This window comes from Acinetobacter sp. 197 (assembly GCF_048148385.1).
In the GTDB taxonomy this organism is placed as follows: domain Bacteria; phylum Pseudomonadota; class Gammaproteobacteria; order Pseudomonadales; family Moraxellaceae; genus Acinetobacter; species Acinetobacter pecorum.
This window is the reverse complement of sequence record NZ_JAYWZK010000007.1, coordinates 88052-103695: the sequence shown is the minus strand read 5'-3', so window position 1 is coordinate 103695 and position 15644 is coordinate 88052. Positions and strand designations below refer to the sequence as shown.

Below are 15644 nucleotides of genomic sequence, written 5' to 3'. Positions count from 1 at the left end.
TACCTCGGACTAGATGGTTATGTTCAAACCAATCTCGCTGTATATAGGGTTGAAATATACTCGCGCACGGCGTAGTAACCACTTCATTTCTTTTATCGCATTGGTCTCAATGATCGGCCTCACACTCGGTGTGGCAGTTCTCATTACAGTCTTGTCTGTGATGAATGGTTTTGACCGAGAATTAAAGAATCGTGTCTTAGGAATGATTCCCCAAGCGACTGTTTCCTCAACACAAATTTTAACAAATTGGCCAGAACTTGCAAAGCAAATTGAAGGACATAAACATGTCCAGGGGGTTGCACCTTTTACCCAGTTACAAGGAATGCTGACTGCCCAAGGCCAGGTTGCCGGCATTATGGTCAGCGGGATTGAGCCCGAGTATGAGAAAAAAGTATCAATCATACAAAACCATATGGTTGAGGGCAGTATTGACAGCCTGAAAAAAGGTGAATTCGGTATTGTTTTGGGCAAGCAAATGACTGATGCCATGGGCGTCGGTTTAAACGACAATATTACCTTGGTTCTGCCAGAAGCGACTCCTTCACCAGCCGGTGTCGTCCCGCGTTTTAAACGTTTTAAAGTGGTGGGAATTTTCAGTATTGGGGCTGAAGTTGACTCGATGATGGGTTATATCGCTTTAAATGATGCGTCAACTTTACTACGTCTGCCGGATGGTGCGCAGGGGGTGCGTCTGAAACTGGATGATATTTTCCTGGCACCACAAGTGTCTCAGGAAATCGTGCGCGATTTACCGGCGAATTTTTATGCTTCGGACTGGACTTATACCCATGGTAATCTGTTCAGCGCGATTCAGATGGAAAAGGCCATGGTCAGCCTGCTTTTATTCCTGATTGTGCTGGTAGCGGCCTTTAATATTGTGTCTTCACTGGTGATGGTGGTGACGGATAAGAAATCGGACATTGCTATTTTACGGACTTTGGGTGCTTCACCTGCCACGATTACCAAAATCTTTATGGTACAAGGTACCGTGATTGGGGTGATTGGCACTTGCGCAGGGGCAATCCTCGGAATTATTGCAGCAACCAGTATCAGTAGCTTTATTGGCTGGCTCAACAATACTTTCGGTCTGAATATGTTTGATGCCTATTTTATTAACTATCTACCTTCTTATCTGCGCTGGCAGGATGTTCTGGTGATTGTTGGTTTATCACTGGCCTTAAGTTTTGTCGCAACGATTTACCCCGCTTTACGTGCAGCAAAAATTCAACCGGCAGAGGCTTTGCGTTATGAGTAATCTGATTTTAGATGCCCAGAATATTCACAAGTCCTTTACCGATGGTAAAGCCACGGTTGAGGTGATTCGTGGCTTGTCGCTACAGGTAAAAGCAGGCGAGTTTGTCTCGATTGTTGGTTCCAGTGGATCCGGGAAAAGTACCTTATTACATGTTCTGGGTGGATTGGATCGTCCGACGTCAGGTCGGGTCATGGTGAATGGTCGCCGTTTTGATACCTTGTCTGAAGCAGAACGCGGTTATGTACGAAATGAGCATTTGGGTTTTGTTTACCAGTTTCATCACCTGTTGCCAGAATTTACGGCACTGGAAAATGTGGCCATGCCACTGATGTTACGCGACAGCATAAAGTTTAAGGAAGCCAAACAGCAGGCTGAATATTTACTGGAACGTGTTGGTCTTTCGCATCGTCTCACCCACAAGCCAGGTGAATTATCTGGAGGTGAACGTCAGCGTGTAGCCTTGGCGCGCGCAGTAGTCGGTAAACCTAAACTGATGATGGCCGATGAGCCGACCGGTAATCTGGACCGTAAGACTGCAGCAAAAATTTTTGAACTGCTGACTGAATTACAACGTGAGTTTAATATGGCGATGCTGATTGTGACGCATGATGAACAGCTGGCCCATGCTGCAGACCGGATTTTGCACATGCAAGATGGTCTATGGGTTGCATCCTAAATAACGAGAATATTCGCATTTGATTGAAGCTCACTCTGGTGGGCTTTATTATTGGGCAAAATAATAATAAAGAATAAAATTCAATGTTGCAGTGGCTATGTATCGGCTGGATTTTAGGCCTTGCCTTTATGGGGAAAAATTTCCTGTCTGTCCAACTGAGCGGGACGGCAGTTTTGATCGCTGCGCTGCTCTGGTATCTGTGTTGCCATAAATTAAAGCTCATCTTGAATACACTGCTGCGAAGCCTGTTGATCACTGGGTCCGGCCTGCTTTTAGGACTGTTTTTAGGCCATGCTTATGCCAATCTGCAACTGGCTGAACGTTTATCCAAGCGGGAGCACGAGGTCTCTGAAGAAGAAATCGTGGTGTATATCAAAGAGCTGAATAAACTGGGTGATCAAAATATCCAGCAAGCCCTGTATGTGCTTAATCCTGATGGTACTACAGTTAAGTGGATGGGTTTTCTGCCAGTTTCAGATCCTGCCACTTCATCCAGTTTAATTTCTGCTGAGACCACGCAGCGAACCCTTAAGTTAGGACATTATTATCTATTACAAGGCCAGATTCGTCCGCATCACAGTTATGCCACACCAGGTACTTTTGATGCAGAAAAGTGGGCATTACAGCAAAATGTCATGGCCGGGTTTAGGATTAAACATATCCAAGAGTTGCAACCGCAACAACTCTATGCACTAGGTCATGCTAAGTATCTACGTCAGCAGCAAAATTTGAATCAGAGATTTTTGCTATGGGTAGAACAGCAGCGACTGGCCTTAAGAGAGTTTGTGGCCAGACAACCAGTACAGCAGAAAGGCTTGTTACTGGCTCTATTAAGTGGTGATGAAAGTCTACTGGATCAAGCGACGGAACAGCAATTCCAGCGTTTTGGCATGAGTCATTTACTGGCGATTTCCGGACCGCATGTCCTGATCTTTGCCTTTATCGTTTGTGGCACGTTGCAATATCTGATTTCAAGATACGCACCGCAGATTTACCTGAAATGGCCAAGGCAGTATTTTTTGAGTCTGCCTTTTTTATTATGTGTACTACTATATTGTGCCTTCGTCGGTTTTGAAATTCCGGCGCTACGCACTCTACTGATTTGTGTGATTGTGACTTTTACACTGTTGCTCAGGCAAAGTGTGCAGCCATTAAAATTGCTGATTTTAAGTGCTGCCTTATTGTTGCTCTTTGATCCTTTTAGCATTTTGTCGGCCGCATTCTGGCTGTCTTATGGAGCCTGTTTTGTGTTGCTACGAATCTATCAAACCATTCAGCAGCAATCGAATCAAACAATACAAACAGCATTACAACGGCTGTATTTTGCAATGAAAGTTTTAGTAGAGTCGCAGTGGAAAATTTTTCTGGCCCTGTTTCCCTTAATGATGCTGTTTTTTAAGCAGGTGGCCTGGATTACGCCGCTGAGTAACTTGGTGGCCATCCCGTGGATTGGCCTGCTGATAGTTCCAGTAGATATTCTGGCAGCTTTACTGTTTTTCGTTTCTGAGCCATTGTCAAGTCTGTTGTTTCAGCTCAATGATATTTTTATTCATATGCTGCTAGCATTTCTGAATTTGCTTGATCAGCTGTTTGCACCGCAACTGATTCCAGTCGCGATGAATGTCTGGATGATTGCTCTATGCATTTTGGGTTTGTTAATTGTCTTTTTACCGCGGGGCTTAGTACCCAAAAGCTGGACAGCACTTGCCTGTATACCGCTGTGCATTCCTCAGTTCAATCAGCATGCATTTCAGCTGTCTATTCTGGATGTTGGACAGGGACAGGCCATCTTCATTCGTGATGGACAACACAGCATGATGATCGACATGGGTGGCTATTATAATGAGGAAAAATTCAGTATTGGCCGGCAAGTGATTATGCCATTTTTATCTGTGCAAGGGGTGAGAGAGCTGGATCAACTGATTTTGACCCATCTGGATCAGGATCATAGCGGTGCTTATTTCAGCATTAAAGATCTATTGAATATCAAACAAGTATCATCTAATCAGATGCCTGAAACAGCCGGAACTTCTCGTTTTCAGTTTTGCTATGAAGGACAGCAATGGCAATGGTCTGAAGAGATTAACTTTAGAATTCTGGCACCCCGGCAGCAGCAGTTAAACACATCAAACTTCAATAAAAATGACCGCTCTTGTGTGGTGTATCTGCAAGTCAAAAATGCTGGACCGTATCAAAACTTTTTATTGATGGGAGATGCGGGCTGGGAGACTGAATATCAGCTGCTTCAAGACTATCCCGAACTTCAGGTCGATGTGCTGGTACTCGGCCATCATGGCAGTCAGCACAGTTCAGCCTATCAATTTTTACAGGTTTTGCAGCCTAAACTGGCGATTGCATCGGCTGGGAAATTTAATCGCTATGGTCACCCAAGCCAACTGACTCAGCAACGGTTAAAAGCTCTTAATATTCCTTTATTGACCACGGCAGAACAGGGCAGCATGCACTTTCAGCAACAAAACTCAAAGCTGGTGCTTTCTACCGAACGACATGGATGGCAATGGCTATATCGTCAGCCTTTAACTGAATGATTCTATTACAGATGAAGCTTCATGAGCATCAGTATCTTGTGTTCTTAAGGCATTTACTTTGCTCAAGGCTTGTTCATGTTCAAGTTTATAAAGATTGCCTAAATCTTGATGTGCGTTAAAGCGTTTATAACTCCAGTGATAATGTTCAGGATGGCGACGAATTAAATTTTCAATACTATTAATAATAACTTGGGTACCCTGATTGGCATTACCACTATAAATTTTTTCATCAACCGTTTCGATAAAGATATCAAATCCATCATCAGTATTACGTAGAGCATATAAAAACAGGGCACGCGCTTTGGTCTTTTGGATCAGCTTAGCACTCAAATTACTCGTAGCCAAGGGTACACCGAAATAGGGAATATATTCACCGCCAATATTCGGAGTATGATCAGGCAGGATCACAGTGGTACCCCCCTGTTTTAAGGCTTTAAAAATCTGACGGACGCCTGATTCATCGGTTGGTACCAAATGTGCTTTTTCCCGGCTACGGGCGGCACGTACAAATTGATCCGCAGCCTGATTTTTCACAGGTTTGTACATGATGGTCATCGAAGTAAACTGGGCAACATAGGCATTCATAATTTCCCAGGTGCCAAAATGCGGCACAATTAATACCAGGCCTTTATTTTGTGCCAGTGCATCATGAAGTAAATCTTCACCAATCACGCGATGAATGCGTTTGATATTTTTTTGATTGCTTGAGCCCCAAATGGTAAAGAACTCGAAATATGACATTAATTCATTACGCACTGCAGCACGGTTAATCTGTTCACGTTCCTGATCGGGCAGGTCGGAGAGACTGATTTCAAGGTTCAGGCGAATAACTTCCGAAGTTTTAGTGACTTTAAAACTGTTCACAATAAAGGCCAGCATACGGGCCATCCATCGAGAAACCGGAAGCGGTTGGCGGCTAATATATTTGAGTAAACCGTAAGCTGAATTCCGTGAGCCCTGTTTCGTCATTGATTTAGTCTAAGTACAAAAAAAGAGAACAAAATTTATTATAGGCGAAAACGTTTTGTTTAGACAGAATTACCCGATTCAGTGTATATAATGGGTTCAATATAAATCAATTTATTGGATTATTTATGTCCGATTGGCCACCAAAACCTGAAAATCAAATACAAAATACGCAACAGCCAATTCAGCCGACTGGTCCTGAGTGGAAACTACTGGAAAAAGCAGTTTTAGCTTCGGTTGAAGAACAGCGTCGTGCACGTCGTTGGGGGATTTTCTTTAAATTTCTGACGTTTGCGTATCTACTTGTCGTTATTCTGGCATTAGGTAAAAGCTGTAGTTCTGTTTCTTCAGATGCCAGTGCTGGTGCAGGTTCTCATATCGCAGTCGTGGACATTGTGGGTACGATTGCAGCCGACAAACAGAGTGTGAACAGTAGCAATACCATTAAATCACTGAAAAAAGCCTTTGAAAATAAACAAAGTAAAGCGGTGGTGCTGAATATCAACTCACCTGGCGGCTCACCGGTACAGTCCGATGAAATCTGGCAGGAAATTCAGTATCTTAAAAAACAGCATCCCGGTAAAAAGCTTTATGCTGTGATCGGTGATACCGGTGCATCAGGTGCCTATTATATTGCCTCGGCTGCAGATGAAATTATTGTCAATCCTTCCAGTTTGGTGGGTTCTATCGGTGTCATCATGCCAAATTATGGTGTGAGCAATTTAATGAAAAAACTTGGTGTTGAAGACCGCACCATGACTTCAGGCGACAATAAAGCCTTGCTGTCGATGACCCAGCCGATTGATCCTGCGCAAAAAGCACATGTACAGGGTGTTCTGGATGATGTACATCGTCACTTTATTAATGCCGTGAAAGAGGGCCGTGGCAATAAGTTGAAATCAAACGACCCTGCGATTTTCTCTGGCTTGTTCTGGACGGGCGATCAGGCAGTAAAACTTGGCATTGCTGACCGGATCGGAAGTTTAAATACCTTGAAGCGTGAACTAAAAACGGATAAAGCCTTGAATTACACGATTGAATATAGTCCATTCGACTCAGTACTGGGCCGTATGGGAGCATCGATTGGTAATGGAATTGCTACTTCGGTTGCACATAAACTTCAGTCAGAAAACAGTACGACACTGCAATGAAACCATTGATTCATTTCGCGCACGCCAATGGCGTGCCATCAAAAGTCTATCAAGAACTATTTGATGGACTGCAAGAGAATTACGATATTATCTATGTGCCGTTATTAGGGCCTGATAAGCGCTATCCAATTGATAATCATTGGAAAAGCCTGACCCAGCAAGTGATTGATAGTATTGTACGACAGTCTCAAGGCCGCCCTGTGATCGGTTTGGGGCATTCATTGGGCTCCGTATTAACGTTTCAGGCTGCTTTACAGCGCCCGGAACTGTTTTCACAAATGATCATGCTGGACCCGCCGATGATTATGGGCAAAGAAGCCTTTGCCTTGCATATTGCAAAGATTTTTCGCTTAAAAGCATTGGATAAAATGTCTCCGGCCGGTCTATCCAAACGCCGTCGTGATCATTGGGACTCACGTGAGCAGGCAGCGGAATTGTTGCGCCCTAAAGGCTTTTATCAGGATTTTGATGCGGATTGCTTCCAGGCTTATATTGATTATGCCTTACGGGAAGATCCCATCCGGGGTGGCGTAGAACTTACTATCCCTAAAAGGGATGAGGTCGCAGTCTTTAGAACCAATCCGTCACTCTGGTGGTTGCCTCAAGCCAAACCAAAAGTCCCGGTGCATCTAGTCGTTGCCAAGAAAGGTCCATTTCTGGCTCGCAAGTTCCCGCAGCAAGTGCAAAAGAAATTTGGTATTCCTTTTACCGTGGTCGATGGTGGTCATATGTTCCCATTAGAACAACCCAATCAAGTAGCGGACTTGGTCAAACAGCTAATTCAGCAACAGTCTGCCTGAGTCATTGGGTATTTTGGAAATAAAAAACGCATCCGAGGATGCGTTTTTTATTTCTAAATTTTTTTAGAACTTGCAGAATTGAACAGGCTCTTGCATTTTCTCATTTCGATACAGCACACCATCTTCGGTATGTTGGATCGTACCGCTACAAATCCATTCTACAACTTGTGGATAGATTACATGCTCGAGACTATGCACACGCATTGCCAAACTTTCTACCGTATCATGGTGAGAAACCTTGAGAACACCTTGAGCAAGCGCTTGCCCTGCATCCAGCTCAGCCGTGACATAATGCACCGTACAACCGTGCAGAACATCACCGGTATTGAGTACACGCTGATGCGTATGCATGCCTTTATAATGAGGCAATAGGGAAGGATGAATATTCAACATTTTCCCTTCCCAGGCTTTCACAAACTTTTCACTTAAAATTCGCATAAAGCCGGCAAGTACCACCAGATCTACATCCCAGTCCAAAAGCTGTTGATGCATCACATCATCAAAAGCCTCTCGGTTTGGATATTGCTTGTGTTCAATAACTGCAGTCTGAATGCCTGCGTGCTGTGCACGCGTTAAAGCAAAGGCTTCAGGCTTGTTGGAAATCACGCCCACAATTTGCCCCGAAAGATTGGCATCAATCAAGGCTTGCAGATTTGATCCGCTACCTGAAACAAGTACAGCAATTTTAATCATGCGAAATTACGCGAAGATCACACGAATTTTTTCGTCTGCACCTGCAATCGATTCAGCATTGTCTTGAATCTGACCCATTGCCCATGCTTTTTCGCCAAGCTTGTTGAGTAATTCAACGGTTTTGTCTGCATCAGCTGCATCAACCACCAGCACCATACCGACGCCACAGTTGAAAGTACGATACATTTCAAACTGTTCTACGCCGCCTTCGCGTTGTAGAAGCTTGAATAGCTCCGGCCATTCCCAAGAAGATTCATTTACCAGCGCTTGAGCACCGTTTGGAAGTACGCGCGGTAAGTTACCTGGTAAACCACCACCGGTGATGTGTGCCATCGCATGTACATCAACGTGTTTTAACAGTTCAAGAATTGGTTTTACATAAATGCGTGTCGGTTCCATTGCAACATCTGCAAGTGGGCGACCATCCACGATTTGATTTAGATCAACGTTTTTTACGTCCAAGATTTTACGAAGCAGTGAGTAGCCATTTGAGTGTGCACCTGAAGAGGCCACACCAATTAAAACGTCACCCGCTTTGACTTTAGAGCCATCAATAATTTTGCTTTGCTCAACAACACCGACACAGAAACCTGCAAGATCGTAATCTTCGCCTTCATACATGCCTGGCATTTCAGCAGTTTCACCGCCGACCAATGCACAGCCCGCAAGCTCACAACCAGCGCCAATACCAGTAACTACATTGGCAGCAACCTCAACATTTAAATGACCAGTTGCGTAGTAGTCGAGGAAGAACAGTGGTTCAGCACCACAAACAAGAAGGTCATTCACACACATTGCAACCAGGTCTTGACCAATCGTGTCATGACGGTTCAAATTCAGTGCCAGACGTAATTTTGTACCAACACCATCTGTGCCAGATACGAGAACAGGTTCTTCATAACCTTTAGGAATTTTACAAAGTGCACCAAAGCCACCTAGACCGCCCATGACTTCAGGACGTGAGGTACGCTTGGCGACAGATTTGATACGATCGACTAACGCGTCGCCCGCCTCAATGTCGACACCTGCATCTTTGTAGCTTAAACCAGTGTTTGGGGTAGAAGTTGAGTTGCTCATAATGAAGTCTCCGCATTCGCGGGTGCGATTATAACCTGAATATGTAAAACTCTTATGGTATTTGTGGCCTAAAATGCTATCTTTATTAAAATATTTTAATTTTTATAATGATTAATAGAGAAAAGGCGAAACTTTATGGTAGATCGCACATTGCGTCGCGTGTTTATCCTGGCTGGGATAGCTTTATTGCTATGGATTTTATATTTACTAAAACCCGTTGTAATTCCATTTGTTGCAGCATTTTTAATGGCGTATCTGTTCAGTCCTCTGGTAGATAAACTGCATGATATGGGTTTGCCGCGCTGGCTCTCTATTAGTATTGTTTTTATCGGGATCGGGGTTATCCTGACCCTGGCGACCTGGTATCTGATTCCGCTAATCTGGCAGCAGCTGGTGTATGCACGTGACAATATACCCGCGATAATTGGATGGATTAATTCAACCTTTTTGCCTTGGTTGTCTCATACTTTTAATGTCGTCGAAATGGAAATTGATACCAATCAGATTTCTGATGTAGTCATGGATTATGTACAAACCAATTATAGTGCAGACAGTATCCAGACATTCTTGCTACGTCTTGCGCAATCTGGCATCAACTTTCTTCAGATTGGCGGTACAATTGTCTTAATTCCGATCATTGCCTTCTATTTCCTGCTGGATTGGGATCGTATGCTGGAAAGCTTGCGTCGCCTGATTCCACGTCCTTATGAAGAAAGCACCTTAAGAATTGTAGGTGAATGCCACAGTGTGCTGGGCGCCTTTGTCAAAGGACAGTTTCTGGTGATGATTCTGCTGGGAATTGTTTATGCAGTGGGCTTACAACTGATTGGTCTTGAAGTCGGTTTGATTATCGGTATGGTGGCAGGCCTGGCCAGTATTATTCCTTATCTGGGCTTTGCTGTCGGTATTATTGCGGCTGTGATTGCAACTTTCCTGCAGTTTGGGATTGACTGGTGGCAACTGGTTCTGGTGGGTGTGGTCTTTATGGTCGGTCAGGCTGTAGAAGGTTATGTACTGCAGCCATTCCTGCTTGGCGATAAAATTGGCTTATCACCAGTAGCGGTTGTATTTGCGGTACTGGCGGGTGCTCAACTGGCGGGTTTCATGGGGATGCTGATTGCATTGCCGGTTGCAGCCGTCATTGTGGTTCTATTGCGACATGCACGTGAATATTACGAACACACACACTTTTATGGAAATCAGGCTGTCATTATGAATGATCCGGCAACGGGTTCGATCAGTGTAGAAACAGAAGACTTAGATGTTGATATTGAAATGAAAAGGCCAAGAGTAAAACCCCTGCAAGAGGAAGAAAAATCCAGTAAGATTCATGATCCTCATCGTAAAGACTGATAAGGTCCAAGAATTCCTATGCGTCAATTACAGTTAGATATAGAACCTCAGCTTGATGCCCGAATCAGTGATTTTTCAGGGCCGGGCTGGGGACATGTGATTGATGCTGTCCGTCAATTACATGCAGGGCTGATCAGCCGTTTTTATGTCTATGGAGGAGCCGGTACAGGTAAGAGTCATTTGTTGTCTGCCATTTGTGACTCTTATTTGGAAGTAGGTAAATCTGCGATTCAGGTATCCTTGCTTGAACTTCTAGATGCACCGACCGAGGCGATTACTTCGCTGGATCGTTTTGATCTGGTCGCACTTGATGATATTGAGGCAATTAGTGGGGTACCACATTGGCAACGCGCCGTCTTTCACCTGATTAATTATAATAATGAAGGGGGTGGCCAGTTGGTATTTTCCTCACGCTTTGCCCCTATCGAACTGAAGCTTGAATTACCTGACTTGCAATCCCGCCTCACTCAGGCGGTTAGTACCCGGGTTCCGAGCGGCAGTCTGTATGCTGATCGTTATGCCTTGATTTCATCAGTTTTAGATCGTCGTGGTATTCATCTAGATCCTCAAATTTTTGATTATTTACTGAATCATGGACCACATCAAACTTCGGTACTTTTACAGAGATTAGAGCAGATTATTCAATTGCTTAAAGGGGAAAAACTGAAGGTCAGCAATGCCAATTTGCGACAGATTTATGCCTTGATTGACGAATATCGGTAAACTATAAAAAATCTTGAGTAATTACTCAGTCTATGCCACAGTAAGGCAAAATAATTCGTTGTTGCAAGGATTCTGCAACTTTAGAAGAAAAAGAAAGAGATAAAAATTAAGGAGAAGGTTATGCTCAAGAAGAGCATAGGCATAGCTTTGCTATGTATAGCGGGGCAGGCATATAGTGCAGATATTATTGTAACTACTACAGAAGATATTGAAAAAGATGACAAGGAATGTTCACTTCGAGAAGCGATTGAATATGTTAATCGTGGCTTAGCCAAAGCCGGTTTTATGGGGTGCGGCGGGGAAAACTCATCCAGTACTATTATTTTAAAAGAAAAAAATACCTATGTGCTAAACAAGCATATTGCGATTAAAAAATCTCTTACAATCCGTGCGCTCGCAGAAGTTGATGGGGAATTCAGTACGGAAGAAAAAGCATTAGGCTTACATAATGCTCATATTCAAATGAAAGGGACTGATAACCTATTTAGGGTCAACAGTACAGACACACTGATTCAGTTAAACTTGAAAGAACTGGATCTTGAAGGTTGTGGGAAGGCCAGTTGTACTGAACAAGGCGGCTTGATTTATAATAAAGGACAGTTGATTTTAGAATATAGTCGTCTTTTTAATGCTGCTGCCAACTTGGGTGGCGCAATTTATAATGCTGGAAAGTTTGGCCAGAACCTAACCAGCCGTGTAGAAATTAAAAACAGCCTGATCGAAAATAATAAAGCGCAACGAGGCGCGATCCTGTATAGCGAACTACCGGCATTCCTTATTTCTCAAAGTGTACTTAAAAATAACCAGACACTAGATAATTCAGCGACCAATATTTTTAGTGCTGGACAATTTGCTAACACCAGTAAAGAGCAAAGTATTAGTGGAGAAGTATTAAGTAGCACCATACTCAAAAATAAAGGGATACTCATCAATGTCATGGATGGAATGGGGCTAAATAATCTCACCATGGTTGACAATGAAGATACTGCTTTGCGTATCCATGCCCCGAATGGTAGAGCCTATGTCGCTAACAGCATTATTTTAAGAAATGGCACACAGGATTGCCAAATAATAAATGGTGATAAGGCCTTGTTGCAAAACAATCTTCTAAGCTCATCCTGTGGTTTGGGGGATGCCGTGGCACCGAATCAGTTCTGGAATGATAGGCAACTTTTTGCGGAGTCTTCGGATAAAAGTGAAGGTATGTGTCAAACCCTGAATGAAAATAGTACAGCTATCCTTTGTCCATATAGCGTGCCTAAAGGACAGTTTCTCGGATATATGCGTCCCCGAATTTTATTGAACTATATTCTTGTGAACGAATCACCGATCGTAAATAGAGGCACAGTACTGAATCTGGCAAATCCTACCGTTGCATGTGAGGCTGCTGATCAACGCGGGATCAACCGTTTGATGGATAATTTATTTTGTGATCGTGGAGCTATTGAAATCACGATTCCAACCTCGGGCAGTCTGGTTGGACAAGACCTGTTAAAGGGAGAAATTGCCAAGTTTTCAATTGAACCTTATCTAGGAGATAGTGATTTAATTCCAAAACAGTACTGTAATGCGATTGTGGGGCAGAATCCTGATGATCAGTCTTGGCAAGACGGCTGTTTGAAAGTAGTGCAAACCAAAACAGCCTCAAAGGGTAAAACAGTCATCGATATTCATGGCAATGTTGTTTATACCCCGAATTCTACCTGGCATGGAGCAGATATTTTCGAACTACAAGTGGTGACCTCCTCGACACGGTTTAATAAAACAAAACCTTATCTGACCATTATTACTCAAGTTGTTCAGGCGCCAAAAAATGAAATGGAAGACAAAGCAGTCAAAACGTCAGGCGGCTCATGGGGGGGGGGTGGACTGTTGATATTACTCGGCTTAATGGGTTTACGCCGTAAACTAAAAGATTAAGGAAAAATCATGAAAAATTATAAAAAAGGACTGCTTGCGGCCATGATTTTATCTGCCATGAGTTTGATGGCAGCCGAAGATAAAACAATATATGTCACTACTTTTGTCGATGAAGACGGCGAGAATAATGAAGCCTGTTCTTTACGAGAAGCAATTAAAACTGCAAAACTGGATAAATCTTATGGTGGCTGTAACGTAGGACGTACGCTTCGACTGGATGGTTCGGCCCCAGATGTAATTCAGCTTGAAGCAGGTGAGTACAAACTGGATCGAGAGCTTATCGTAGAGTCTGCCCTCAAAATTTATGGAAAAACACCATTTAGCTATACCCGTCGTAGTCCGATTACGAATTTATACCCAACTCGAGAAGCTTTAAAAACTACAATTTCAGGCCAGAAAAAAACCCGATTATTTAATAGTATGGCCAGTCAGTCTAGCTTGGAGATTCATCATCTGATTTTAAAAGATGGCTATGCAGCAATAAATGGATTGGATAAAGGCAATGGTGGTACTTTCTATGTAGCGGGACCTCTAAGCATTAATACCAGTGAAATAGTGAATTCCCGAGCAGCCGCAGAAGGGGGAGCTATTTATAGTGTGGCAATGAATACAGAAAAAAATATTACCATTCAGGATTCTTTGATTCACCAAAATCAGGCGAATTCATATGGTAGTGTTCTGGCGATGGACTGTCAGGCAAATTTAGGTGCGACTCAAACCAATGTGAAAATCAATTCTAGTAGTATTACTCGAAACGGTTCAAGTCTTACGAACAGTATTCTTGATTTTTGTGGCTATGCGACAGTAGAAATGGTGAACTCAACTATTGCGAAAAATACTGCGAGTGCCACTGGACATATTGTGCGTATGACGAATCAGGTTAATCGTCCGCTCAGTGCCTTTTCCAGTTTAACAGCCGCGAGTAATACCATTGTCGAAAATACAGCCAAATCTACGCTATTTTATGACAATGTAGGCTCTAAAGTTTTTGGGTTTAATGTCCTGGCATTCAATCAGGGCTTATCTTGCGAATATGGCTTGAATCAGGGGAATCCAACCAAAGAACAACAAGTCAAATTTTACACAACACAAAATGCAATTCAAAGCACTGGCCCTTCGCGTTGTGTACTACCTCCCTTAGAAGAAAATGCCACTTCAAATAATCTGGATGTCTCGAGTAGTACGTTCAGCAGTTTATTAACCGATTATCTTGAGCCTGCGATTGATAATCGCTATTTGGGGCTGTATTACCCGCGGGATAATAAGACGGCAACAGATTTGGTAGATATTGGTGAAAGTGGCTGTATCGAACAAGACCAGCGTGGTGTTGATCGTGTGATTGGTTCCACATTAACATTTGATCCAGATGCAAAAAATACCTGTGAGATCGGCTCAGTTGAAATCCGACGTTTGACGGCCGCAGATATTACCGATTTGAAAAATACAAATTTGGTGGGACTTAATGATTTTTATCAAACAAATATAGATGATATTAAGAAGATTATTGCGGATAAAAATACACCGGCAGATGAGTTGCCCGGTTTAAAGGAAGAATTAAAAGAGTACGAAGACCTGCTTAAATATACCAAGCAATATCAGAAATATCGTGCAATTTATATCAATCCATTTGTTTTGGCTATGCCGCAGGAAACCTTATCTGGCAATATCATTCAAACTAAAATATTTAACTCAAAAAATTACGATATTAGTGTGAGAGCTCTGGGTGTGGGTAAATTAACTGGTACTGGTAATTCGGCCAGTGTAGAGGGAAACCCCAATGATCCAAATCTTAAATGTGAATGGAAACCAGATTTGAACCGCATCATGATGTATCGTACTGATGCTAAGGACACCAGCTCGGTGGATATGGAGTTCTGTAGTTATACTATTAAAGACCGAGCAACGGGTGCGAGCAGTACAGGTCTTTTAAGAGCAGCTTTTACCAATATTGCACCTATTGCAAAGAATGATGAATACCGGATTAGCCCAGAGAATAATCTTACGGTGACTGTAAATCCGCTTGAAAATGATAGTGATGACGGGGACGGACCATTACCATCAGGAAAGTCGGCTTTTTATCATGATAAAGATGGTAAAGAGATTCCGATTCGTATTCTCAAGCTTCCTGCAGGAGTTTCACTTAAAGCTGAGCGACAAGGAGCTTGTCCGGATCCCTATCAGAACCAGACTTGTTATGGTGGAAAGCTGACATTTAGCGTGAGGAATAACTTAAGCCAGGCAAATTACAGCATGGAGTATGCAATTTTTGACGCAGATGCAAAAATCTCAGAAACAGCCACGATCTTGTTAGGTAATACAGTTAAAAATACCAATACTTCCTCAAGTGGTGGGGGAGCAAGCGGTATTTGGGCGCTACTGGGATTATTGGGACTGGCAGCTTATCGTCGTTTAAGAAAATAAAATACGATTGAAGTTATAAAAAAGCCTCTATTCTATATGGAGGCTTTTTTTATCTATATC

Annotated in this window: 12 protein-coding genes; 9 read left to right on the top strand and 3 right to left on the bottom strand. The window is 43.0% G+C overall.

Annotation, left to right across the window (positions count from 1 at the left end; genetic code table 11):
• Positions 1–19 precede the first annotated feature (19 nt).
• From VXQ11_RS08740 to VXQ11_RS08730, 3 genes are all read left to right on the top strand, one after another.
• Entirely contained in the window at positions 20–1255 is a 1236-nt protein-coding gene (locus tag VXQ11_RS08740) for a lipoprotein-releasing ABC transporter permease subunit (RefSeq protein ID WP_144724614.1), read from the top strand.
• Positions 1248–1931: a lipoprotein-releasing ABC transporter ATP-binding protein LolD gene (gene lolD, locus VXQ11_RS08735; RefSeq protein ID WP_416680805.1), complete on the top strand. Its 684-nt coding sequence runs from the start codon at positions 1248–1250 to the stop codon at positions 1929–1931. Before VXQ11_RS08740 ends, lolD begins: the two co-directional genes overlap by 8 nt.
• A gap of 83 nt (positions 1932–2014) precedes the next feature.
• The gene (locus VXQ11_RS08730; RefSeq protein ID WP_416705843.1) at positions 2015–4480 is read left to right on the top strand and encodes a DNA internalization-related competence protein ComEC/Rec2; all 2466 of its coding nucleotides are present in this window, start codon (positions 2015–2017) and stop codon (positions 4478–4480) included.
• Here VXQ11_RS08730 and VXQ11_RS08725 read toward each other — a convergent pair.
• A complete protein-coding gene (locus VXQ11_RS08725; protein WP_416680807.1) occupies positions 4469–5449 on the bottom strand; it encodes a lysophospholipid acyltransferase family protein in 981 nt (326 codons plus the stop codon). The two genes, VXQ11_RS08730 and VXQ11_RS08725, sit on opposite strands and share 12 nt — an antisense overlap.
• Before the next feature lie 125 nt (positions 5450–5574).
• Here VXQ11_RS08725 and sppA point away from each other — a divergent pair, with 125 nt between their 5' ends.
• Complete coding sequence (gene sppA, locus VXQ11_RS08720) at positions 5575–6597, top strand: signal peptide peptidase SppA (RefSeq protein ID WP_416705842.1); 1023 nt, start codon at positions 5575–5577, stop codon at positions 6595–6597.
• Positions 6594–7397: an alpha/beta fold hydrolase gene (locus tag VXQ11_RS08715; protein WP_416705841.1), complete on the top strand. Its 804-nt coding sequence runs from the start codon at positions 6594–6596 to the stop codon at positions 7395–7397. The genes sppA and VXQ11_RS08715 overlap by 4 nt, the downstream gene beginning before the upstream one ends.
• Before the next feature lie 63 nt (positions 7398–7460).
• Here the strand turns inward: VXQ11_RS08715 and purN are convergent, their stop codons facing one another.
• Positions 7461–8090, bottom strand: coding sequence for a phosphoribosylglycinamide formyltransferase (gene purN, locus VXQ11_RS08710; protein WP_416705840.1), 630 nt, complete (start codon positions 8088–8090; stop codon positions 7461–7463).
• A gap of 6 nt (positions 8091–8096) precedes the next feature.
• The gene (gene purM / locus VXQ11_RS08705) at positions 8097–9167 is read right to left on the bottom strand and encodes a phosphoribosylformylglycinamidine cyclo-ligase (protein WP_416680811.1); all 1071 of its coding nucleotides are present in this window, start codon (positions 9165–9167) and stop codon (positions 8097–8099) included.
• Between the two features lie 135 nt (positions 9168–9302).
• Here purM and cxpE point away from each other — a divergent pair, with 135 nt between their 5' ends.
• The 4 genes from cxpE (at position 9303) to VXQ11_RS08685 (ending at position 15584) form a co-directional block, all read left to right on the top strand.
• Entirely contained in the window at positions 9303–10520 is a 1218-nt protein-coding gene (cxpE, locus tag VXQ11_RS08700; protein WP_416705839.1) for a chloramphenicol efflux transporter CxpE, read from the top strand.
• An 18-nt stretch (positions 10521–10538) separates the two neighbouring features.
• A complete protein-coding gene (hda, locus tag VXQ11_RS08695; RefSeq protein WP_064096262.1) occupies positions 10539–11243 on the top strand; it encodes a DnaA regulatory inactivator Hda in 705 nt (234 codons plus the stop codon).
• Positions 11244–11363: 120 nt separating this feature from the next.
• Positions 11364–13163, top strand: a complete 1800-nt coding sequence (rbtA, locus tag VXQ11_RS08690; protein WP_416680812.1) for a rhombotarget A — start codon at positions 11364–11366, stop codon at positions 13161–13163.
• Positions 13164–13172: 9 nt separating this feature from the next.
• Positions 13173–15584, top strand: a complete 2412-nt coding sequence (locus VXQ11_RS08685) for a CSLREA domain-containing protein (RefSeq protein WP_416680813.1) — start codon at positions 13173–13175, stop codon at positions 15582–15584.
• Positions 15585–15644: the final 60 nt, after the last annotated feature.

Excerpts from the sequence above, each read along its gene's own strand:
- sppA (WP_416705842.1), top strand. The coding sequence starts at position 5,575 with ATGTCCGATTGGCCACCAAAACCTGAAAATCAAATACAAAATACGCAA.
- purN (WP_416705840.1), bottom strand. The coding sequence starts at position 8,090 with ATGATTAAAATTGCTGTACTTGTTTCAGGTAGCGGATCAAATCTGCAA.
- purM (WP_416680811.1), bottom strand. The coding sequence starts at position 9,167 with ATGAGCAACTCAACTTCTACCCCAAACACTGGTTTAAGCTACAAAGAT.
- VXQ11_RS08715 (WP_416705841.1), top strand. The coding sequence starts at position 6,594 with ATGAAACCATTGATTCATTTCGCGCACGCCAATGGCGTGCCATCAAAA.
- rbtA (WP_416680812.1), top strand. The coding sequence starts at position 11,364 with ATGCTCAAGAAGAGCATAGGCATAGCTTTGCTATGTATAGCGGGGCAG.
- VXQ11_RS08685 (WP_416680813.1), top strand. The coding sequence starts at position 13,173 with ATGAAAAATTATAAAAAAGGACTGCTTGCGGCCATGATTTTATCTGCC.
- cxpE (WP_416705839.1), top strand. The coding sequence starts at position 9,303 with ATGGTAGATCGCACATTGCGTCGCGTGTTTATCCTGGCTGGGATAGCT.
- VXQ11_RS08740 (WP_144724614.1), top strand. The coding sequence starts at position 20 with ATGTTCAAACCAATCTCGCTGTATATAGGGTTGAAATATACTCGCGCA.
- hda (WP_064096262.1), top strand. The coding sequence starts at position 10,539 with ATGCGTCAATTACAGTTAGATATAGAACCTCAGCTTGATGCCCGAATC.
- VXQ11_RS08730 (WP_416705843.1), top strand. The coding sequence starts at position 2,015 with ATGTTGCAGTGGCTATGTATCGGCTGGATTTTAGGCCTTGCCTTTATG.
- VXQ11_RS08725 (WP_416680807.1), bottom strand. The coding sequence starts at position 5,449 with ATGACGAAACAGGGCTCACGGAATTCAGCTTACGGTTTACTCAAATAT.
- lolD (WP_416680805.1), top strand. The coding sequence starts at position 1,248 with ATGAGTAATCTGATTTTAGATGCCCAGAATATTCACAAGTCCTTTACC.